Source organism: Serratia sp. ASV30 (genome assembly GCF_016428815.1).
GTDB classification, from domain to species: Bacteria; Pseudomonadota; Gammaproteobacteria; order Enterobacterales; family Enterobacteriaceae; genus Chania; species Chania fonticola_C.
Window position 1 is genome coordinate 1 of the sequence record NZ_JAELTL010000062.1, and the last position, 19968, is coordinate 19968.

Annotated in this window: 19 protein-coding genes; 15 read left to right on the forward strand and 4 right to left on the reverse strand. The window is 54.3% G+C overall.

The window, feature by feature from the left end; genetic code table 11:
* Nucleotides 1-237 (forward strand): hypothetical protein (locus JHD74_RS21400; RefSeq protein WP_199063473.1); only part of this gene is annotated, 237 nt, incomplete at its 5' end.
* 584 nt (nucleotides 238-821) lie between these two features.
* On the opposite strand, the gene JHD74_RS21405 is transcribed toward JHD74_RS21400, so the two are convergent.
* The 3 genes from JHD74_RS21405 to JHD74_RS21415 all read right to left on the reverse strand — a co-directional run bounded on the left by JHD74_RS21405 (nucleotide 822) and on the right by JHD74_RS21415 (nucleotide 4431).
* Nucleotides 822-1673, reverse strand: coding sequence for a hypothetical protein (locus JHD74_RS21405; RefSeq protein ID WP_199063474.1), 852 nt, complete (start codon nucleotides 1671-1673; stop codon nucleotides 822-824).
* Between the two features lie 258 nt (nucleotides 1674-1931).
* Nucleotides 1932-3374, reverse strand: a complete 1443-nt coding sequence (gene pyk / locus JHD74_RS21410) for a pyruvate kinase (RefSeq protein ID WP_021181157.1) — start codon at nucleotides 3372-3374, stop codon at nucleotides 1932-1934.
* A gap of 190 nt (nucleotides 3375-3564) precedes the next feature.
* Nucleotides 3565-4431: a MurR/RpiR family transcriptional regulator gene (locus JHD74_RS21415; protein WP_024528738.1), complete on the reverse strand. Its 867-nt coding sequence runs from the start codon at nucleotides 4429-4431 to the stop codon at nucleotides 3565-3567.
* 392 nt (nucleotides 4432-4823) lie between these two features.
* On the opposite strand from JHD74_RS21415, the gene zwf reads away from it, so the two are divergent.
* From zwf to mdtI, 11 genes are all read left to right on the forward strand, one after another.
* Nucleotides 4824-6299, forward strand: a complete 1476-nt coding sequence (zwf, locus tag JHD74_RS21420; RefSeq protein ID WP_021181158.1) for a glucose-6-phosphate dehydrogenase — start codon at nucleotides 4824-4826, stop codon at nucleotides 6297-6299.
* Nucleotides 6300-6588: 289 nt separating this feature from the next.
* Entirely contained in the window at nucleotides 6589-7230 is a 642-nt protein-coding gene (locus JHD74_RS21425) for a bifunctional 4-hydroxy-2-oxoglutarate aldolase/2-dehydro-3-deoxy-phosphogluconate aldolase (RefSeq protein ID WP_021181159.1), read from the forward strand.
* Nucleotides 7231-7421: 191 nt separating this feature from the next.
* On the forward strand, nucleotides 7422-10232 hold the full coding sequence (locus JHD74_RS21430; RefSeq protein ID WP_074028725.1) for a sigma 54-interacting transcriptional regulator: 2811 nt from the start codon (nucleotides 7422-7424) through the stop codon (nucleotides 10230-10232).
* Nucleotides 10233-10366: 134 nt separating this feature from the next.
* Nucleotides 10367-10789, forward strand: coding sequence for a PTS sugar transporter subunit IIA (locus tag JHD74_RS21435; RefSeq protein WP_029711110.1), 423 nt, complete (start codon nucleotides 10367-10369; stop codon nucleotides 10787-10789).
* Between the two features lie 2 nt (nucleotides 10790-10791).
* Nucleotides 10792-11277, forward strand: coding sequence for a PTS system mannose/fructose/N-acetylgalactosamine-transporter subunit IIB (locus JHD74_RS21440; protein ID WP_024528742.1), 486 nt, complete (start codon nucleotides 10792-10794; stop codon nucleotides 11275-11277).
* A 32-nt stretch (nucleotides 11278-11309) separates the two neighbouring features.
* Entirely contained in the window at nucleotides 11310-12056 is a 747-nt protein-coding gene (locus JHD74_RS21445; protein ID WP_021806649.1) for a PTS sugar transporter subunit IIC, read from the forward strand.
* Nucleotides 12056-12916: a PTS system mannose/fructose/sorbose family transporter subunit IID gene (locus tag JHD74_RS21450; RefSeq protein WP_161629439.1), complete on the forward strand. Its 861-nt coding sequence runs from the start codon at nucleotides 12056-12058 to the stop codon at nucleotides 12914-12916. The genes JHD74_RS21445 and JHD74_RS21450 overlap by 1 nt, the downstream gene beginning before the upstream one ends.
* Nucleotides 12917-12926: 10 nt before the next feature.
* Entirely contained in the window at nucleotides 12927-14051 is a 1125-nt protein-coding gene (locus tag JHD74_RS21455) for a DgaE family pyridoxal phosphate-dependent ammonia lyase (protein WP_074028727.1), read from the forward strand.
* Nucleotides 14038-14784, forward strand: coding sequence for a KDGP aldolase (locus tag JHD74_RS21460; protein WP_074028728.1), 747 nt, complete (start codon nucleotides 14038-14040; stop codon nucleotides 14782-14784). The genes JHD74_RS21455 and JHD74_RS21460 overlap by 14 nt, the downstream gene beginning before the upstream one ends.
* Before the next feature lie 553 nt (nucleotides 14785-15337).
* The gene (gene mdtJ, locus JHD74_RS21465; RefSeq protein ID WP_024528744.1) at nucleotides 15338-15706 is read left to right on the forward strand and encodes a multidrug/spermidine efflux SMR transporter subunit MdtJ; all 369 of its coding nucleotides are present in this window, start codon (nucleotides 15338-15340) and stop codon (nucleotides 15704-15706) included.
* Nucleotides 15693-16022: a multidrug/spermidine efflux SMR transporter subunit MdtI gene (gene mdtI / locus JHD74_RS21470; protein ID WP_021181166.1), complete on the forward strand. Its 330-nt coding sequence runs from the start codon at nucleotides 15693-15695 to the stop codon at nucleotides 16020-16022. The genes mdtJ and mdtI overlap by 14 nt, the downstream gene beginning before the upstream one ends.
* Nucleotides 16023-16085: 63 nt before the next feature.
* On the opposite strand, the gene JHD74_RS21475 is transcribed toward mdtI, so the two are convergent.
* On the reverse strand, nucleotides 16086-16430 hold the full coding sequence (locus JHD74_RS21475) for a RidA family protein (RefSeq protein WP_021181167.1): 345 nt from the start codon (nucleotides 16428-16430) through the stop codon (nucleotides 16086-16088).
* 133 nt (nucleotides 16431-16563) lie between these two features.
* On the opposite strand from JHD74_RS21475, the gene JHD74_RS21480 reads away from it, so the two are divergent.
* The 3 genes from JHD74_RS21480 to JHD74_RS21490 all read left to right on the forward strand — a co-directional run bounded on the left by JHD74_RS21480 (nucleotide 16564) and on the right by JHD74_RS21490 (nucleotide 19935).
* Entirely contained in the window at nucleotides 16564-18465 is a 1902-nt protein-coding gene (locus JHD74_RS21480) for an ATP-dependent DNA helicase (RefSeq protein WP_024528746.1), read from the forward strand.
* 72 nt (nucleotides 18466-18537) lie between these two features.
* On the forward strand, nucleotides 18538-19239 hold the full coding sequence (tsaB, locus tag JHD74_RS21485) for a tRNA (adenosine(37)-N6)-threonylcarbamoyltransferase complex dimerization subunit type 1 TsaB (protein ID WP_024528747.1): 702 nt from the start codon (nucleotides 18538-18540) through the stop codon (nucleotides 19237-19239).
* 105 nt (nucleotides 19240-19344) lie between these two features.
* A complete protein-coding gene (locus tag JHD74_RS21490; protein WP_074028783.1) occupies nucleotides 19345-19935 on the forward strand; it encodes a Slp family lipoprotein in 591 nt (196 codons plus the stop codon).
* The last annotated feature ends 33 nt before the right edge of the window (nucleotides 19936-19968 follow it).

Genomic DNA, 19968 nt, shown 5'->3' on the forward strand with positions numbered 1-19968 from the left:
CCCCCCCCCCCCCCCCCCCCCCCCCCCCCCCCCCCCCCCCCCCCCCCCCCCCCCCCCCCCCCCCCCCCCCCCCCCCCCCCCCCCCCCCCCCCCCCCCCCCCCCCCCATTTTCAAGCAGAAGACGGCAAACGAGATGATACCTCCTGTCTCGTGGGCTCGGAGATGTGTATAAGAGACAGGTCTTCTAACACTCCTTTAATATTTGTGCCTTCAGGAGCACGCTCGATGAAGCGTTGAATTTTCTGATTTATTTCTTCCTGACTCATGCCTGATTGGATGGTTTGCAGCTCTGTCAACGCACCTGCGAAGCTATCCGCATGGGCGATACCGCTAATTGCGGCCAGCGTGATTAAAGAAGCAAGCAGGGTTTTCTGGATGGTCATTTCTACTACCTATCATTAAGTCATTAAGGTTGGGGAGCTTGATATGACCATCCATAGTCTTTCTTGCTTCTATAGACTTTGCATAAACAATCACAGTCTTTGTTTTGTGTTTATAGTCTTTATTTTGGCTATTCCATGTATTGATAAAGACTTTTTATTGACTGTTATCAATTTTAAATGACTTACATAAAGGTGTTGACTTGATGACTTTCGTTCGAAGACTTAAGGCGTTTCAAGTGAGGTGTATTACGCTGGGATGGTGATTGCTAACAGGTGTGGATTATATCCATGGGCAATGAATTTTGTGAAGGTCTGGCAGATTAGGTGTACTAGGGACGGAAGCCGTGTGAGATGAGAGAGGTAGTCTGGAGACTAGTAGGTCACGTTGCGCCGGACCGTTTCCAAAACCTCGGTCAGCGCAACTGACTATGTTATGACTTACTGATAGTGAAAATCAAAGTCTGCTATGGTGCAGTCACCTGCCAGGCCAATGGCTGCTGATAACGTGGCATAGTAGCTATCAAGGCCAACCGCCTCAACCGCTTCAATCGCGGGTTTGATCCGCATGCAGTAGAGCTCAGGGTAACCCTTTTCAACCACCTTGTTGTTAGGGATCTGCTCGCCACACACTGCTTTATAGTAGGTTCTAACGGCTTGCTTGACGCTGGTTGGGGCCTGATTAACCGAAACTTGCTCGCCAAGATCCATCAGCTTTTGCAGGGTGGGGAAGGTGTCGGTCGTCACGCATTCGTGCAGTCTGGCGAAGAAGTTAAGGAAATACTCCACCGAACCCAAGTCCGAAATCTTGGGTTTGGTTGATTTACCATTGCGATTGCCTGCGGAAGATCTTGCACCAACCGAGGGGATCAGCTTGTCGAGGTCAAGATTAAACAGATTGTCGGCAATCTCGCGCCGCTCTTTTAGCGGTATTTCCAGCATTTTGGCTATCAGTGCCTTGGCGGGGGCATCGAGCAGACCATGATTGGTAAGCCATTGCGTGCGTGAATATTCTCTTTTGGTCCGCGCCCAATCTGGTGGATTATCCGAGTGGAACAGCGTGGATTTGCCTTTGCTGTCAAAGGCGATATAGGTGCCATCCGCAAACTGAAAACGGGTGTTTTTAAAGCTGCCGATGGTGGTGTTAATGACCAGTGCGTCTTTGACAAATTTGGCGACTTCAGGTGCCATGACGAAACTTGTCGAGCTATCGCTGTTAATGACTTCCTTCAGTTTGCTGACGTCGGTCACCTTGGCTGGCAGTAAGGGGAATTCAAAAAATGTGTGTATCATTTATCTGATTGTCCTTTGATTAACCTTTGTCTAATCCAATACTTATTAAAGTTTATCACCTCTTCAAGCTGTCTGTTGCTACTAATTATGATAGCTAGCGCACAGATGGCTTGATGAACTGCTTTTTAGTCTATGTAAAGGAATGGAAGAAAAGCTCAAAGGTCAGCACCTGGGAGACGGAAAACGTTATCCTGGTATTAAAAAAGCCAGCCGGTAGAGTAACCGGCTGGCTTATAACAGCGTGTCGAAATAACTAAATCAGTCTACGCGCAGGATACGGCTGGTATTGGTGGTGCCCACGGTGCTCATGACGTCACCTTGGGTAACCAGCACCAGATCGCCAGACACCAGGTAACCTTTATCACGCAGACGGGCGATAGCGTCATTAGCGGCGGCAACGCCGTCGCTGTGGCTGCCGAAGTAGACCGGGGTAACACCACGATACAGCGCCGTCAGGTTCAGCGTGTGCTCATGGCGTGACATGGCGAAGATCGGCAAGCCGGAGCTGATACGCGACATCATTAGCGCGGTGCGGCCAGATTCGGTCATGGCGATGATGGCGGTAACCCCTTTAAGGTGGTTAGCGGCGTACATGGTCGACATGGCGATGGCTTCTTCGATATTGTCGAACTGCACGTCCAGCCGGTGCTTGGATACGTTGATGCTTGGGATTTTCTCTGCGCCTAGGCAAACACGCGCCATGGCGGCTACCGTTTCGGCTGGATACTGGCCCGCAGCGGTTTCGGCAGACAGCATGACCGCATCGGTACCATCCAGCACGGCGTTCGCCACGTCCATCACTTCGGCACGGGTCGGCATCGGGTTGGTGATCATCGATTCCATCATCTGCGTGGCGGTGATCACCGCACGGTTCAGCGTACGGGCGCGACGGATCAGTTTCTTCTGGATACCCACCAGCTCCGGGTCGCCAATTTCGACGCCCAGATCGCCACGGGCAACCATGACCACATCGGAAGCCAGGATGATGTCATCCATCGCTTCGTCGCTGCATACGGCTTCAGCACGTTCTACTTTTGACACGATTTTGGCGTTGCAGCCTGCGTCACGTGCCAAGCGGCGAGCATAGTTCAGGTCTTCGCCGGTACGTGGGAAGGAGACGGCCAGGTAGTCGACACCAATTTTGGCGGCGATCAGAATATCGGCTTTGTCTTTTTCGGTCAGAGCTTCGGCAGAAAGGCCGCCGCCCAGTTTGTTGATGCCTTTATTGTTCGACAGCGGGCCACCTACGGTGACTTCGGTGAACACTTTCATGCCCTGAACTTCCAGCACTTTCAGCTGTACGCGGCCATCGTCCAGCAGCAGCACATCGCCAGGAACCACGTCCGCAGGCAGGCCTTTATAGTCGATACCGACTTTTTCTTTATCGCCTTCACCCTTGGTCAGGTTGGCATCCAGCAGGAATTTATCTCCGATGTTAAGGAAAATCTTGCCTTCCTTAAAGGTGGAAACGCGGATTTTTGGCCCTTGAAGATCGCCCAGGATAGCGACATGACGCCCCAGCTTGGCCGCAATCTCACGCACTTTATCTGCCCGTGCCTGATGGTCTTCTGCATTGCCGTGGGAAAAGTTAAGCCGAACTACGTTCGCACCAGCAGCAATAATCTTTTCCAGATTATTGTCGCGGTCGGTAGCCGGACCCAGTGTGGTAACGATTTTGGTTCTTCTGAGCCGTCTGGTCATGTATTACTCCGTTGACTTGTGACGCAAGTATTGGTGTTGCTGAACGTCAGATAACGAAACCGGATGAGGGGGCCGACGTTTTTCGCCTACCCAATGTTCATCTGGGTTATCTGTATGAACGAGCTATCAGGGTACAACTATAATCCCGCGGGTCAACTTGTGATCTGACCGGCGGTTTTTAAATCCGTTTTCAGTCGAAACTGTTGGGGACGATCCCTTTATCAAAGCGCGATTCTTTCAACGCTTCCTTGACCCGCTTCAAGTTATCTCTGAATTTAGCCCCTCGACGCAAGGTAAATCCAGTGGCCAGCACATCAATCAGGGTCAACTGTGCAATTCGGGACACCATGGGCATATAAACATCGGTATCTTCCGGCACGTCCAACAGTAGGGGGAGGGTCGCAGCCTGGGCCAACGGTGTATCTTTCGAGGTGATGGCGATGACCGTGGCGTCATTCTCTCGTGCCAGATGCGCCATCTCGACCAAATTCTTGGTGCGCCCGGTATGGGAGATTAATACAACGACATCTCCCTCGACGGAGTTCATGCAGCTCATGCGCTGCATGACGATATCGTCAAAATAGACCACCGGAATATTGAAGCGGAAAAATTTGTTCATGGCGTCGTGCGCCACGGCAGCAGAGGCCCCCAGGCCGAAGAACGAGATTTTTTTTGCCTGGGTAAGCAGATCAACCGCACGATTGATTGCGGTAATGTCGAGATTTGCCTTTACTGTATCCAGGTTGGCCATCACCGACTCAAAGATCTTACTGGTGTAAGCGGCAACGGTGTCGTTTTCTTCGACATTGCGGTTTACATAGGGTGTACCGTTGGCCAGACTTTGAGCCAGATGCAGCTTGAAATCGGGGAATCCTTTGGTTTCAAGGCGGCGGCAAAAGCGGTTAACGGTCGGCTCACTGACATCGGCCAATTTGGCCAGCCGGGCGATGCTGGAGTGAATAGCGGTTTGTGGGGAGGCCAGGATCACCTCGGCGACTTTCCTTTCCGATTTGCTCAGGAGCTCCAGATGGTTCTGGATTTTTTCCAGCGTATTCATATAACGAGAGTCACTCATGGTTTATACCTGCCGGACACCTGCTGTCACTGGTGATCCATAGGGTATGTCGATTTCAATCAAAGGAGAAATCAATCCGGTTTAATGAAAATATACTACGTGCTGGTAAGCGTTGGCAGTGTCGACAAGGGATAAGCTGGCTTTTTTCACCAGAACATGACCTGTGTCTAACTTTCATAATGGTAAAAGAGTGTCAAAAAAGATAGAAAATTACAGTTTCCCCCGTTGCCAGCAGCGTTAGCGCTACGTCAGGGATAACGCCGTAGTTTCTAGGGCTTTTTTTCTGCTTTTGATCCGGGTTTACTGGCCGTAGCGAAAGAGAGTACATTAGTAATGTAAGAAAATTACAAATATCCTGCATCGAGGAGATGAACATGGCGGTAACCTCTACAGCCCAGGCCTGTGACCTGGTTATTTTCGGCGCAAAAGGCGATCTGGCGCGTCGTAAACTGCTGCCTTCCCTGTACCAGTTAGAGAAAGCCGGTCACATCCACCCGGATACCCGTATCATCGGGGTAGGCCGTGCCGAGTGGGATAAAGAAGCTTATACCAAGGTGGTCAAGGAAGCCCTGGGCACCTTTATGAAAGAAAAGCTGGACGATGAGCTTTGGGCCACGCTGAGCGCACGCCTGGACTTCTGCAATCTGGACGTCAACGACAGCAAGCACTTCGCCGAGTTGGGCAAGATGCTGGATCAGAAACATCGTACCACCATCAACTATTTCGCCATGCCGCCAAGCACCTTTGGTGCCATCTGCAAGGGCCTGGGCGAGGCCAAGCTGAATAAAGAACCGGCGCGCGTGGTGATGGAAAAGCCACTTGGTACTGACCTGGCATCCTCACGGGTGATCAACGATCAGGTCGCTGAGTACTTTAACGAATCCCAGGTTTACCGCATCGACCACTATCTTGGCAAAGAGACGGTACTGAACCTGCTGGCGTTACGCTTTGCCAACTCCCTGTTTGCCTCCAACTGGGATAACCGCACCATCGATCACGTGCAGATCACCGTGGCGGAAGAGGTAGGTATTGAAGGGCGTTGGGGTTACTTCGATCAGGCCGGGCAGATGCGCGACATGATCCAGAACCACCTGTTGCAGATCCTGACCATGATCGCCATGTCACCACCGGCGGATCTGACCACTGACCGTATCCGTGATGAGAAAGTGAAAGTGCTGCGCTCGCTGCGCCGTATCGATCAGACCAATGTCCGGGAAACCACCGTGCGCGGCCAGTACACCGCAGGCTTCGTGCAGGGTAAAAAAGTGCCGGGCTATCTGGAAGAGGAAGGGGCAAACAAGAGCAGCAACACCGAGACTTTTGTGTCCATCCGCGTCGATATCGACAACTGGCAATGGGCTGGGGTGCCATTCTATCTACGTACCGGCAAGCGTTTGCCGACCAAATGTTCAGAAGTGGTGGTGTACTTTAAAAACCCACCGCTGAACCTGTTCCGTGACTCCTATCAACAACTGCCACAGAACAAATTGACCATTCGCCTGCAGCCGGACGAAGGGATCGAAATCCAGGTATTGAACAAGGTGCCGGGGCTGGATCACAAACATCGTTTGCAAACCACCAAGCTGGATTTGAGTTTCTCGGAAACCTTTAACCAGGAACACGTGGCCGATGCCTATGAGCGTCTGCTGCTGGAAACCATGCGCGGCATTCAGGCGCTGTTTGTGCGTCGTGACGAAGTGGAGGAAGCCTGGAAGTGGGTTGACTCAATCATGGATGCCTGGAAAGCGGACAACGAAGCACCTAAGCCATACCAGTCTGGGACTTGGGGGCCGGTGGCTTCCGTCGCGATGATCACTCGCGATGGCCGTTCGTGGAACGAATTCGAATAAGCAGCAGTTAACCAGCTCTCTCTCGCCCTAACCCTCTCCCAAAAGGAGAGGGAACCGATCGAGCTCTCCGCTACCCAGGTGTTCTTTCTGAGGCCAGAGGTAGATTGAGACCGATTTATTATCGGAGAGGCCTGGGGTGAGGGGCTGGTAACACGTCAACAGAATTAGCCTAGGTGACCGGCGTCAGCCTGTCTGCTGGCTTTTAGCGGTGCGATCGGAATCTGCAGCGATGCGGAGCCCTGTGGCAGGGGCGTGCCAACACCAACCGAAAGTAATGGAGAGAATGACGATGAAAAACTGGAAAACCAGTGCAGAACAGATCCTGACGGCAGGCCCCGTAGTTCCGGTGATTGTGATTAACAAACTGGAACACGCTGTGCCGTTGGCCAAAGCACTGGTTGCGGGTGGCGTGCGTGTGTTGGAAGTGACGCTGCGTACCGCCTGTGCGATGGACGCGATTCGTGCGATCGCCAAAGAAGTTCCTGATGCCATCATTGGTGCGGGCACGGTGATCAATCCACAGCAGTTGCAAGAAGTGACCGAGGCCGGTGCACAGTTTGCCATCAGCCCTGGTCTGACCGCCGATCTGCTGAAAGCCGCCACCGCAGGCAGCATTCCGTTGATCCCGGGTATCAGCACCGTTTCCGAGCTGATGCTGGGGATGGATTATGGCCTGCGCGAGTTTAAATTCTTCCCAGCGGAAGCCAACGGTGGCGTCAAGGCGCTACAAGCCATTGCCGGGCCGTTCTCGCAGGTGCGCTTCTGCCCAACCGGCGGTATCACGCCAAACAACTACCGTGACTATCTGGCACTGAAAAGCGTGCTGTGCATCGGTGGTTCCTGGTTAGTGCCTGCGGATGCGCTGGAAAGCGGCGACTATGCTCGCATCACCGAATTGGCGCGTGAAGCCGTCAAAGGTGCTACCGCCTAAACCCGCGTTCGCTCCTGCTGATGCCAATCCTCTGTGATTGGCATTTTTTTGCCTGTAAATACCACAACTTCACATTTTGCGGTGGTTGTTTTCCCTAACCCTGTATTAGGATGACTTTTGGTTAGTTTGGCTGCCCGCTTGCCAATTACCGTCTTTTTCTTCTTTATAATTAATAATAACAACAGGTTAAAATGAAACGTAAAGATGCAGTTCGCCAGGAGCTGGAACGTCTTACCCTTACGCTTAGCCGGGAAACGCTGGAACAAAGTGCTGGCGGTTTCGCCGCGGAAACCATCGCTTTCAACCTGGGATTGGCGCGTAACTCTGTTAGTAAAGATCTCAACGAGTTGCACGGTGATCGGTTGGTCATCAAGATTAAATCCCGTCCCGTGCTGTTTTTGCACAGGGCAGTCTGCGAACAGTTGATTGAGCAGTCGCTGCCAGATGACAGGCTGGAAGCCAAAGACTTGCTGGATCTATTACCCGCCAAAGCCTTGCCGCAGCCAGCCAGTGATGACCCTTTTCATACGGTAATTGGTTATGACCGCAGTCTGCGGCTGTCAGTAGAGAAGGGCAAGGCGGCGGTGCTTTATCCCGGTGGATTGCATGTGTTGCTTACCGGGCCTTCCGGGGTGGGGAAAACCTTCTTTGCCGAGGTGATGCACCAATTCGCCACGGTGCAACAGCCACAGCGCCAAATCCCGTTGGTGTATTTCAACTGTGCCGAGTATGCCCATAACCCGGAGCTGCTTTCGTCCCATCTGTTTGGTCATAAACAGGGCGCGTTTACCGGCGCGATCGAAAGCAAACGTGGCCTGATCGAACAGGCGGACGGTGGCTTTCTGTTGCTCGATGAAGTTCATCGCTTGCCCTACGAAGGGCAAGAGAAACTGTTTTCGATCCTCGATAAAGGTGAATATCGTCCACTGGGTTCAAGCGATAAAGCCCGCCCCATCAGCGTACGGCTGATTTGTGCTACCACCGAAAGCCCAGACTCAACGTTGCTACGCACTTTCCTGCGGCGTATTCAGGTGTCGATTGCCATACCGGCGCTGCGGGAACGCTCGCTGGAGGAACAGGTAGAAATCATTACCGGTTTCTTACAGCTCGAGAGCCGCAAAATTGGCCGTATTATCCGCCTGGATAAGGGATTACTGCTCTATCTGTTGGAGAAGCCACTGAGCGGCAACATCGGCCAACTCAAAAGCGATATCCAATTCCTTTGTGCCCAGGCTTGGGCCAGTGGGATGGGACACAGTAGCCCAAGGTTGCTGCTGGATAAGCGGCTGATGGACGTACCGCACTCAGCCAGCGCAAGCAGCCGCCTGCTGGTGGATGCGCTATTTGGTCAGCAGGAGTATCTGGACATCAGCTCACAGCCTATGGAGCAGCTCAAGCAGCATCTGAGCGCCTTGAGCAGCGAGCAGGACAGCGATCTGTTTTACACCTATCTGACGCGCGAATACGTCAACCTGCGCAACAGCAACGTGCCGCCGCAGGAAACCCTGTCAATCCTGAAGAACAAGCTACGCACCATTTTTGAATATGGGTTGTACAGCCGCAACGGAGGGGAAAGCGAGGAACGCTATTATGGCGGCCAGGTTGAGCAACGCATCACCCTGTTAATCGGCTGCATTGAACAGGTGTTGGGTTTCCCGCTGCCACAGAATATGGCTGGCCATCTGCGTAAACACCTGCTGGCACTGCTTTCCTATGTGCAGAAAGGGCTGATCCCTAACCTCTACTCCTCCAGCCTGATCCTGGATTACTGCAAGGATGAGTACGACAACGCCAACCAGCTATGTCGTAAAATCAATGAAATCTTCCACATCCAGTGCCCGTCGACGGAAATCGTCTACCTGTGCCTGTTTTTGAAGGAGTGCCGTAGTTTCCGCCAGCGCAAGGAGGTTAACCCTGACTGCGGTGCCATGTTGATCGGCCATGGCACTACCACGGCCAGCAGCATGGCGCACTATGTCAATCGGGTGCTGGAATGTGAGTTGTTTACCGCCATCGATATGCCGTTCGAGCAGTCGGTGCATGACACATTGGAATTACTGATCGCGACACTGCGGGAAAAACGCTATCAGCGTTTGATCCTGATTGTGGATATCGGCTCGTTGGTGCACTTTGCCAGCACCGTCAGCAAACTGTTCCATATCGATGTGCTGCTGATCCAGAACATCACCATGGGGGCGTTGCTGGAGATTGGGTTGGATCTGACCTATGAAACCAGTGATTTCGTCCCCTTGATGGAACTGATGGCCAGCAAAGGGATTGCCCACCAGCTTTACGACCAGCGGGAAGATGAGACCGGCAAGGTGTTGGCAATCTCCTGTATCACCGGGATGGGCACGGCGGTGAAGATCAAAAAAGTGCTGGAGGAAAGCTTCGGTGAGCTGATGGCGGAAGATACCCGCATGGTCTTGGTGGATTACAACGAAGTGCGCAGCCTGGAGCGGTTGCGTCAGGCGATAGGCGGTAACGAGCGGCTGGTGGGGATCGTGGGCACCTTCCAGCCCGGCTTGCCAGATATCCCGTTTATCGCGTTGGAAGAACTGTTCTCCGAACAGGGGCCGGAACTGGTGCTCAGCCTGTTAAACCCGGACCTTGGCAGCGCCGAACGCCAGCTGCAAGTGGAGCGCTGTTCAATGCGCTTCATCAGCGCGCTGACGCTGGAGAGCATCATCAACCATATTTCCGTGCTCAATCCCCAACGTATTCTGCAAGAGATCGAAGCGGTGTTGCATCAGATTTGCCGCACGCTGGATCTACAGCCCTCAAGGCAAGTGACACTTCGCTTCCTGATCCACTGCTGTTGCATGGTGGAGCGTATCGTTTTAAGCCACAAACCGTTACAGATTGCCCTGGATGCTCAGCAGGATATCGACCAGCAGGCGTTTTCTGTCATCAAAGACGCGTTTTCGCCGATTGAACGTGCCTATTCTATCCGCCTGTCTGATGCGGAATATTTTTATATCTACGAGCTCCTCTACCGCTAAACCCCACTCAGGTGGGCCTTGATGGCCCACTATCCACTGACCTCCTCCCGGCGTGCCACAAAGTTGGCACAGGCATTGCTATATCTCTAGGGAGCGGAAATTTTCAATGACTTTCAATAGATTGCCAGGAGGCCATTTTGGCTGCATTACCACAGATTTTACTACTGACCCACGGTGGCTGGGGCCAACAACTGCGCGAAAGCGTCCGCATGGTGATTGGCGAAACCAGCGGGGTATTCGATATCGCGCTGATGCCGGTCGACACGCTGGCGGAGTTCCATGAGCGCGTTGAACAACAGGTAAAAACCATGCCGGAGGGCTCATTGATCCTCACCGACTTTATCGGCGGCACTACCTCCAACGTGGCGGCACGATTGAGCCGTGACTACGCCATCGGTGTGATTTCCGGCCTGAATGCCACCTTGCTGCTGGCCGCCATCGATTTACGCGAACAGGGCAATCTTCTCAACCATCTCGATGAGTTGGTTGAACTGGGGCGCAACAGCTGCCTCGATGTAGTTAAACAAATTAAATCAATAACATCAGGGGAAAAATAATCATGGCCAACATCGTTTTATGTCGCATTGACAGCCGTTTGATCCACGGCCAGGTCGTCACCAAGTGGGTTGGGCAGTCACAAGCCAACCGTATCGCGGTAGTGAGTGATGAGCTGGAAGCCGATCCGTTTATGAAAAGCATCTATCTGATGGCCGCTCCGCCGAATGTGAAAGTGGATTGCTATAGCAACCAGAGCTTTGCGGCGGCTTGGCGGGAGAACCAACTGGGAGAGGGCAACGTATTGGTGCTGTTCCCGAACCTGGCTACGGTGCAACAAGCGGTGGTTGACGGGTTTGACGTCAAAAATATTCAGGTAGGTGGCCTGGGTGGTGGGCCGAACCGTAAAGCGGTATTCCAGAACATTACGCTGGATGAGGCTGATGTGACGATCCTGCGCGATCTGCAGCAACGCGGCGTGACGGTATTTTTCCAGACTATCCCGGAAGACAAGCCGCAGGCACTGGCAGATATTTTGAAGAAGTTCTGATATTCGGCATCTGATCGATTAGGAGCAATAACATGGATAACTTGACCGTTGCCATCTGTATGGGGCTGTATTACTGGTTTGCCCGCCTGCGCTTGGGCTACACCCTCTCGGGGATGTTGGTTCAACCCATCGCCATCGCGGTCTTCGTCGGCTTCCTGCTTGGAGACATGAAAACGGCGATGATTATCGGTGCCGGGATGCAGCTGGTGTATCTGGGCGTCACCTCTACGCCGGGCGGGAACGTCCCTTCAGATCCGGCGCTGGCGGCCTGTATCGCGCTGCCGATTGCCGTGAAAGCGGGAATGGATCCCAATCTGGCGATCGCGTTGGCAATCCCGTTTGGGGTGATCGGAGTGTTCGTTGACCAGTTACGCCGTACCGTGAACGCCGTCTGGGTGCATATGGCCGATAAGCACGCGGAAGAGGCCAATATCAGCGGGATCATGCGCTGTGCCTTCCTGTATCCGGCACTGCTTGGCCTGGTGATCCGCTTCCCGGTGGTGTTTGCCGCCAACTATTTCGGCCAGGGCGTGGTCGAGAAATTCCTGGCGCTGATGCCACACTGGCTGACCCACTCGTTCGAAATCATGGGCGGCATCCTGCCAGCGCTGGGCTTTGCGATCACCATCATGGTGATCGGCAAGAAAAGCCTGCTGCCTTACTTTATTGCCGGATTCTTCGCGGTGTTGTATCTCAAGGTCGACATCATGGCGATGGCCATCTTCGGTACCTGTGCGGCATTCCTGGTTAAAAACATGGCCAAAGGTGAAGGAGCCTGATCATGAGCAGCGATATCATGCAACACGAGCTGGTGGAAAGAGCACGGCAAACCAACGTGCTGACCAAGCGGGACATCACCAAGGCCTGGTTTATTTACTGGCTGGGAGCCGAAGTCTCCAACTCTTACGAGCGTTTACAGAGCCTGATTTTCTGCGCCTCAATGACGCCGATTATCAAAAAGCTCTATCCGCAGAAAGAAGAGCAGGTTGAGGCGCTGAAACGCCACCTGAACTTCTTCAACAGCGAACAGACTTTCGGGGCGGTGATCCAAGGCGTAGCCATTGCCATGGAGGAGCAGAAGACCCGTGGCGAGCCGATTTCCGATTCGTCCATCACCGGGATTAAAACCGGCCTGATGGGGCCGCTGGCCGGGATTGGTGACTCGGTGGTCTGGGCGGCGATCATGCCGCTGTTGATCGCCATCTTCATACCCTTCGCGGCTAACGGCAGCGCCATGGGCGGCATCATGCCGGTGGTGTTGTATACCGTGATCACCATGGCGATCAGCTACGGCTTGGCCCACAAAGGTTACACGCTGGGGAGGGAGTCGATCATCGGGCTGCTGCAAGGGGGGAAGATAAAAGAGCTGATCTACGGGGCCAACGTGCTCGGGCTGATCATGATGGGGGCGCTGTCTGCCAGCTACGTCAAGATCACCTCGCCGCTGAAAATCAGCGCGTTGGAAGGCTCCGAAGTGGTGGTGCAACAGATCCTGGACTCCATCGCCCCCGGCCTGTTGCCGCTGGCTGCGGTGTTTTCAATCTACTTCTATCTGGTCAAAAAAGGGCCGCGCTATACCACCATTCTGCTTTCGGTGGTGGTACTGAGCGTGGTGTGTTCCCTGCTAGGCATTTTGTAACGGAGCAACGATGAATATTTATCAACGGCTCGGGCTGAAACGGGTGATCAATGCCAGCGGCAAGATGACCCTCCTTGGTGTTTCTTCGGTGCCGAAAGACGTGATGACGGCCACGGCCGAGGCGGCGTCAGCCTTTGTGGAGATTGATGCGCTGGTGGATCGCGTTGGCGAACTCATCTCTCAGCATACCGGTGCGCAAGACAGTTATGTGACCTCCTGCGCTTCTGCCGGGGTGGCTATTGCGGTCGCGGCAGCCATCACCCAAGGGGAGCCGGAGCGGGTGGCGCAGATGCCGTGCAGTGAAGGTTTGGCGAATGAAATCGTCATGCTGCGTGGCCACAATATTGACTACGGCGCGCCGATCACCACCGCTATCCGGCTAGGAGGAGGTAAGGTGGTAGAGGTGGGGCAAAGCAATCTGGCTGCCCGCTGGCAACTGGCAAAAGCCATCACGGCGCAGACGGCGGCACTGTTTTACGTCAAGTCGCATCACTGTGTGCAAAAGGGCATGGTTGCGCTGAGCGATTTTGTCGCCGTGGCCCGTGATGCCGGGTTGCCGCTGATTGTTGATGCGGCCGCAGAGGAAGATTTGCGGGCTTATGTGGCAGCCGGGGCCAACATGGTGGTGTATAGCGGAGCTAAAGCGTTGGATGCACCGACCTCTGGTTTTGTTACCGGCGACCGGCAATGGATCGCCTGTTGCAAAGCTCAGCATAACGGCATTGCGCGAGCGATGAAGATCGGTAAAGAGAACATGGTGGGGCTGGTGATGGCGTTGGATCATTATCAGCAGCATCAGCCGGACTGGAGCCGCCAATTACCCGCGCTGCGCGAATTGGCACAGCAGATATCCGCGTTGCCCGGCCTACAGGCGGAGATCGAACAGGATGAAGCCGGGCGAGCGATTTATCGGGTGCGGGTAAGCGTGGACGCCTCCAGATCAGGATTAACCGCCTATCAGGTGGAAGAGCAACTGCGCACTGGCGAGGTGGCGATTTACACCCGTCATTACTGGCTGAATCAAGGCATCTTCAGCTTCGATCCACGGGCGCTGCGCGACGACGATTTTGCGTTGATTGTGGCGCGGCTGACGGAAATTGTGCAACAGGCCAGGGGGCAACATGCAACAGCTTGATTTTTACCAGGGGCGAGTGGCCATCAACGTGCTGGCCAAAGATATCCCTAACGCATTACAGGTACACCATGCCGCCGAAGGACATGCCGCTATCGGTGTGATCTCGGCGCAGTTTACCAACGTGGAACAGGGTGTGGCCGAGGTGAAGCGCTGGATGGAGCACATCCCGGCGATTTCAGTTGGTTTGGGGGCGGGGTCAGCGGCACAGTTTTATAAGGCGGCAATGATTGCGGCGGCCACCGCGCCCGCACACGTCAACCAAACTTTCACCGGCTGTGGTTTTGCAGCAGGTGCATTGGCGGCCCGTGGCATCAGCAATACCTGCATTAATGCCTTGATCTCGCCGACTGGCACGCCAGGGAAGGTGATCATTTCCACCGGGGTTCACAGCAGCCAGGGCGAGCCTGCCGTGGTGAGTTGTGACAGCGCGGTGCGTATGATCCTCGATCTGGGGGGGCACGCGGCCAAATTCTTCCCGATGGGCGGCTTATCGTCGCTGGCAGAACTGCGCGCATTGGCGGAAAGTTGCGTGCGCAATGGCATGACCATGATCGAACCCACCGGCGGGATCGATACGCGAAACTTCCTGTCAATACTGGAAACCTGCCTTGACGCCGGAGTCGCAAAGGTGATGCCACATGTTTACAGTTCCATCATCGATCCGCACAGTGGAGAGACCCGTGCCGAAGAGGTCGCGTTGCTGCTGGAAGGCATCAAACAGATCCTGCGCTAAGGTGCGTGGTGCCTGAATCTGCCGAACTTGCCGGCTAGCGAAATTCTCACAAGGCTCAGGTGAAAACCCGAGCCTTTTTTTAATTTTTAAAAACATTAAGGCTCTTATTTATAACTCATTTTTTTTCACTAAATGTGAAAACGGCGGTTTGCTTTCTGATTTTCGCTATGGTAAAACTAATGCAGTTGAAAATTTTACATTCATGAGGATATTGGGCAAATCGCACGGTGTGCGGCTGAAGATAGAGAATAATTATGATGAAACTTAATGGAACGCCTCTCAGAACATCTTGTTGCCAACTTTTCCTTTCTGCCATTCTTGCCAGTGAGCATCACTGGTGCAGCGAGCTATAGCGTCTTTCTCCCTTAACCGGTGCTGATGACTGGGTTCGCATCCCGTCGTTTGGTGTTGCCGGGCAAACTTCTTTAATACGTTTGGGTAGGTTTATCCCCAGAGATTTCTATATCTCAAGCGCCGCCGTGCGCCTGTTTGATGAGATAGATTGGGATAAATACGCCTTAGCGTGCGTGATTCGCCGTTTGGGAGAAAAATTATGATTTATTGGATCTTTTTAGGCTTTGCCATTACCGCCGAAATTATCGGCACCCTGTCCATGAAATACGCTAGCGTCAGCGGCGGTATGACCGGACACATCGTCATGTACGTGATGATCACCTTGTCTTACATCATGCTGTCATTAGCGGTAAAACGCGTGGCCCTGGGCGTTGCTTACGCCTTATGGGAAGGGATCGGTATCCTGTTTATTACCCTGTTTAGCGTGATGCTGTTTGATGAGCCAATCTCTGCGCTGAAAGTGCTGGGTCTGGTGGCGTTGATTGCCGGGATCCTGCTGGTGAAATCTGGCACCCGCAAGCCACGAAAACAGGTCAGCCCGCGAGGTGACAACCATGCAACAGCTTGAGTTGTACCACATTGGGTTTCTGGCTTTGGCCATCGTACTGGAGATTGTGGCCAACATCTTTCTGAAGATGTCTAACGGTTTTAGCCGAGTTTGGCTGGGGCTGTTGTCTCTGGTGTCGGTATTAGGGGCGTTCAGTGCGCTGGCGCAGGCGGTGAAGGGCATCGATCTTTCGGTCGCTTATGCGCTGTGGGGCGGTTTCGGTATTGCTGCCACTATCGCCGCCGGTTGGATCCTGTTCGGTCAACGGCTTAATGCCAAAGGCTGGATGGGGTTGGCCCTGTTACTGACGGGGATGGTCATTATCAAACTGGCTTAACAGCCAAATAAAAAACCGCAGGTATCTACTCTTGGTTTAAGGGTATGACCTGCGGTTTTTGTTTTACAGCGCCGCGATGATCTTGATTTCAACTTTGTATTTAGGATTCATCAGACGCGCTTCTACGGTACAACGTACCGGCGCGCTGCCTGCAACCACCCAGGCATCCCAGGCGGCATTCATGGCGGCAAAATCATCGCCGTTGGCCAGGAAAATGGTGGCGTCTAAAATCCGGCTCTTGTCCGAACCCACTCGCTCCAACAGCACATCGATAGCGGCCAAGGTGTTGGCGGTTTGCGCCGTAGCGTCATCGTCCAGATTTTCCGGGACGCTGGTGTAATAAACGGTGTCATTGTGGATCACCGCTTCTGACCAGCGCTGTGCCGGATCAATTCGTTCGATATTCATGCAATTATCTCCTTATCATCAACGTCATAAGCGTATCACAGCCGGGAACGGTTGTGTGTGTGGATAAAGTCGGTGGTAGCGGCGTGGCAGGCTTGGCATAATCACCGCTGAATGATACCGGCAGAGAGATAGCGTGGCAGACGATTTCGCACCAGAAGGCGCATTGGCGCAGGCAATTAAAGGGTTCAAACCCCGTGAACCGCAAAGATTGATGGCAGAGGCGGTAACGGAAGCCATCAATTTCAAACAGGAACTGGTCGTCGAGGCAGGAACCGGCACCGGTAAAACCTACGCCTATCTGGCACCGGCGCTGCGATCAAAGCGCAAGGTGATCATTTCCACCGGCTCCAAGGCCTTGCAGGATCAGCTTTACGCCCGCGATCTGCCCACCGTGGCCAAGGCATTAAAATATAAAGGCAAGCTGGCGCTGCTGAAGGGGCGTTCCAACTATCTGTGCTTGGAACGTCTGGAGCAGCAATCCATGGCCGGTGGCGAACTGGCTGGCCAGACGCTGATCGATCTGGTGCGGCTGCGCAGTTGGTCAACCCTGACGGAAGAAGGGGATATCAGCTCGTGCAGCGATGTGGCGGAAGACAGCTTTGTCTGGCCATTGGTGACCAGCACCAACGATAACTGTCTGGGCAGCGATTGCCCACTATATAAAGAGTGCTTCGTGGTCAAGGCCCGACGCCGGGCAATGGATGCCGACGTGGTGGTGGTTAACCATCATCTGTTTCTGGCGGATATGGTGGTCAAGGAGGGCGGTTTTGCCGAACTGATCCCGGAAGCGGACGTGATGATCTTCGACGAAGCGCATCAGATCCCGGATATCGCCAGCCAATACTTCGGCAAGCAGCTGACCAGCCGCCAACTGATGGATCTGGCCAAAGACATTACCATTGCCTACCGCACCGAGGTACGCGATAGCGCACAGTTGCAAAAGAGCGCCGATCGCCTTAGCCAGAGTACGCAGGATTTCCGTTTAGCGCTGGGGGAACCGGGTTTTCGCGGTAACCTTCGTGAGGTGCTTTCTCAACCTAACGTCCAGCGCGCCTTGCTGCTACTCGATGATGCGTTGGAACTGTGTTACGACGTGGTCAAGCTTTCCCTTGGCCGTTCGGCGTTGCTGGATGCCGCCTTCGAGCGTGCGACGCAGTTCCGCACCCGTCTTAAGCGGCTCAAAGAGGTTAACGAACCCGGCTTCAGCTATTGGTATGAATGTAACTCACGCAGTTTTGTGTTGGCGCTGACGCCATTGACGGTATCAGACCGCTTCCGCGAGATGCTGGATGAAAAGCCGGGCAGTTGGATTTTCACCTCGGCAACGCTGTCGGTGAATGAGCAAATGGGCCACTTTACCGATCGCTTGGGGCTGAATAAGGCCAAAACACTATTGTTACCCAGCCCGTTTGACTATGCCAATCAGGCGCTGCTATGCGTACCACGTTTCCTGCCTTCGCCGAATCAACCTGGTGGCGCACGTCAGTTGGCCCGAATGCTGCGGCCAATGATTGAGGCCAACCGGGGCCGCTGTTTCTTCCTCTGCACCTCGCATCAGATGATGCGTGAGCTGGCCGAAGAGTTCCGCGCCACCTTGACGCTGCCGGTGCTGTTGCAAGGGGAAACCAGCAAGGGTCAGCTATTGGCGCAGTTTGTCGAAGCGGGCAACGCGTTACTGGTGGCAACCAGCAGCTTCTGGGAAGGGGTGGACGTGCGCGGTGATGCGCTCTCCTGCGTGATTATCGATAAGCTGCCGTTTACCTCGCCGGACGACCCTTTGCTGAAGGCGCGCATTGAAGATTGCCGTTTACGCGGTGGCGACCCGTTCAACGACGTGCAACTGCCGGATGCGGTGATTACGCTCAAGCAGGGGGTTGGCCGTCTGATCCGCGATACTGACGATCGGGGCGTGCTGGTAATTTGTGATAACCGCCTGGTGATGCGCCCTTATGGTGAGGTGTTCCTCAACAGCCTGCCGCCAACGCCGCGTACCCGCGATCTGGCGCAGGCTATTGCCTTCCTCAAGGGTGAATAGGCGCGACTTCCGGGGTGTGCTACAATGCGCGCCCTGTATGAAACCACTGATATTTCCCGCCTGAGGTTTGGCATGTCCACGCGAATTTTAGCGATCGATACGGCGACGGAAGCATGTTCTGTCGCTATCTGGAATCAAGGCGAAGTTCACGCCCTGTTTGAACTGTGCCCACGCGAGCACACCCAGCGCATTTTGCCGCTGGTGCAGCAGGTGCTGGCCGAATCTGGATTATCCCTTTCACAACTCGATGCCTTGGCCTTTGGCCGTGGCCCCGGTAGCTTTACCGGCGTGCGTATCGGTATTGGTATTGCCCAAGGGTTGGCGCTTGGCGCCGAGCTGCCGATGCTCGGGATTTCCACGTTGCAAACCATGGCGCAAGGTGCCTGGCGCATGACCGGCGCGCAACGAGTGTTGGCGGCAATCGATGCCCGCATGGGCGAGGTCTATTGGGGCCAGTTTGAACGTCAGCTTGATGGCCAGTGGCTGGAAAGCGAAGGGGAAGCGGTGCTGTCTCCACAGCAGGCTCTGGAGCGTGCGCAGCATTTGCAAGGCGATTGGGCGCATGTGGGTACCGGCTGGCAAACCTACCCGGATTTGGTTGCCGGTTCCTCGCTGCACGTTACCGACGGGCAAATGCTGTTGCCGCAGGCCGAAGATATGCTGCCTCTGGCGCTACAGGCTTGGCAACAGGGCCTGGCGGTCAGCGTGGAAAATGCTGAGCCGACCTATTTGCGTAATGAAGTGACATGGAAGAAGCTACCGGGACGCGAATAGTTTCCTATAGTTAATCTACAGTTGTCGCCGATAGAAAACAGCTCCGCCTGCAACTTGCGCTAAGGTGTGTTGTCGAAGTTACAGCTAAATCAGGAGATTGCGATGATGTTAACCCGTACTTTGAGTAAAAAGCTGTTAACGCTGGCAATCGCAGGCAGCGTGTTGGCGCTCTCTGGCTGTGTGACTATTCCGGATGCCATCCAAGGCACCAGCCCCACGCCGGTCGATCAACTGTCGATGGTGCAAAACGCGCCGAAACAGTTTACCGGTGCAGAAGCACGCTTCGGCGGTACCGTCGTTGCGGTGGCTAATGAACGTGGGCGTACCATTCTGGAGATTGCGGCGGTGCCGCTGGATTCTGGCGCTCGCCCAATATTGGGGGAACCTTCGCAAGGCCGTTTGCTGGCTTCGGTTAACGGTTTCCTCGATCCGGTCGACTTCAGAGGGCAACTGGTCACCGTGGTTGGGCCGATCACCGGCCTACGGGACGGCAAGATTGGCATGACGCCTTACCGCTTTGTCACCATGGATGCGACCGGCTTCAAGCGTTGGCGCATTGCCCAGCAGATTGTGATGCCACCACAGCCTATGGGGCCGTGGGGCTGGCATAACGGCCCGTGGGGCCCAGGCTGGGGCGGGGGGTATGGTTGGTATAATCCAGGTCCGGCGCAGGTGCAAACATTCGTTACGGAGTAAGGACGCAGGTTTCAGGTCTCGGCAAGTAGGATA

What these genes read in the sequence shown, in the direction of transcription:
- JHD74_RS21430 (WP_074028725.1), top strand. Translation starts at nt 7,422, where the DNA reads ATGAAACGTAAAGATGCAGTTCGCCAGGAGCTGGAACGTCTTACCCTT.
- pyk (WP_021181157.1), bottom strand. Translation starts at nt 3,374, where the DNA reads ATGACCAGACGGCTCAGAAGAACCAAAATCGTTACCACACTGGGTCCG.
- JHD74_RS21490 (WP_074028783.1), top strand. Translation starts at nt 19,345, where the DNA reads ATGTTAACCCGTACTTTGAGTAAAAAGCTGTTAACGCTGGCAATCGCA.
- JHD74_RS21445 (WP_021806649.1), top strand. Translation starts at nt 11,310, where the DNA reads ATGGATAACTTGACCGTTGCCATCTGTATGGGGCTGTATTACTGGTTT.
- mdtI (WP_021181166.1), top strand. Translation starts at nt 15,693, where the DNA reads ATGCAACAGCTTGAGTTGTACCACATTGGGTTTCTGGCTTTGGCCATC.
- tsaB (WP_024528747.1), top strand. Translation starts at nt 18,538, where the DNA reads ATGTCCACGCGAATTTTAGCGATCGATACGGCGACGGAAGCATGTTCT.
- JHD74_RS21415 (WP_024528738.1), bottom strand. Translation starts at nt 4,431, where the DNA reads ATGAATACGCTGGAAAAAATCCAGAACCATCTGGAGCTCCTGAGCAAA.
- mdtJ (WP_024528744.1), top strand. Translation starts at nt 15,338, where the DNA reads ATGATTTATTGGATCTTTTTAGGCTTTGCCATTACCGCCGAAATTATC.
- JHD74_RS21440 (WP_024528742.1), top strand. Translation starts at nt 10,792, where the DNA reads ATGGCCAACATCGTTTTATGTCGCATTGACAGCCGTTTGATCCACGGC.
- JHD74_RS21460 (WP_074028728.1), top strand. Translation starts at nt 14,038, where the DNA reads ATGCAACAGCTTGATTTTTACCAGGGGCGAGTGGCCATCAACGTGCTG.
- JHD74_RS21425 (WP_021181159.1), top strand. Translation starts at nt 6,589, where the DNA reads ATGAAAAACTGGAAAACCAGTGCAGAACAGATCCTGACGGCAGGCCCC.
- JHD74_RS21455 (WP_074028727.1), top strand. Translation starts at nt 12,927, where the DNA reads ATGAATATTTATCAACGGCTCGGGCTGAAACGGGTGATCAATGCCAGC.
- JHD74_RS21475 (WP_021181167.1), bottom strand. Translation starts at nt 16,430, where the DNA reads ATGAATATCGAACGAATTGATCCGGCACAGCGCTGGTCAGAAGCGGTG.
- JHD74_RS21405 (WP_199063474.1), bottom strand. Translation starts at nt 1,673, where the DNA reads ATGATACACACATTTTTTGAATTCCCCTTACTGCCAGCCAAGGTGACC.
- zwf (WP_021181158.1), top strand. Translation starts at nt 4,824, where the DNA reads ATGGCGGTAACCTCTACAGCCCAGGCCTGTGACCTGGTTATTTTCGGC.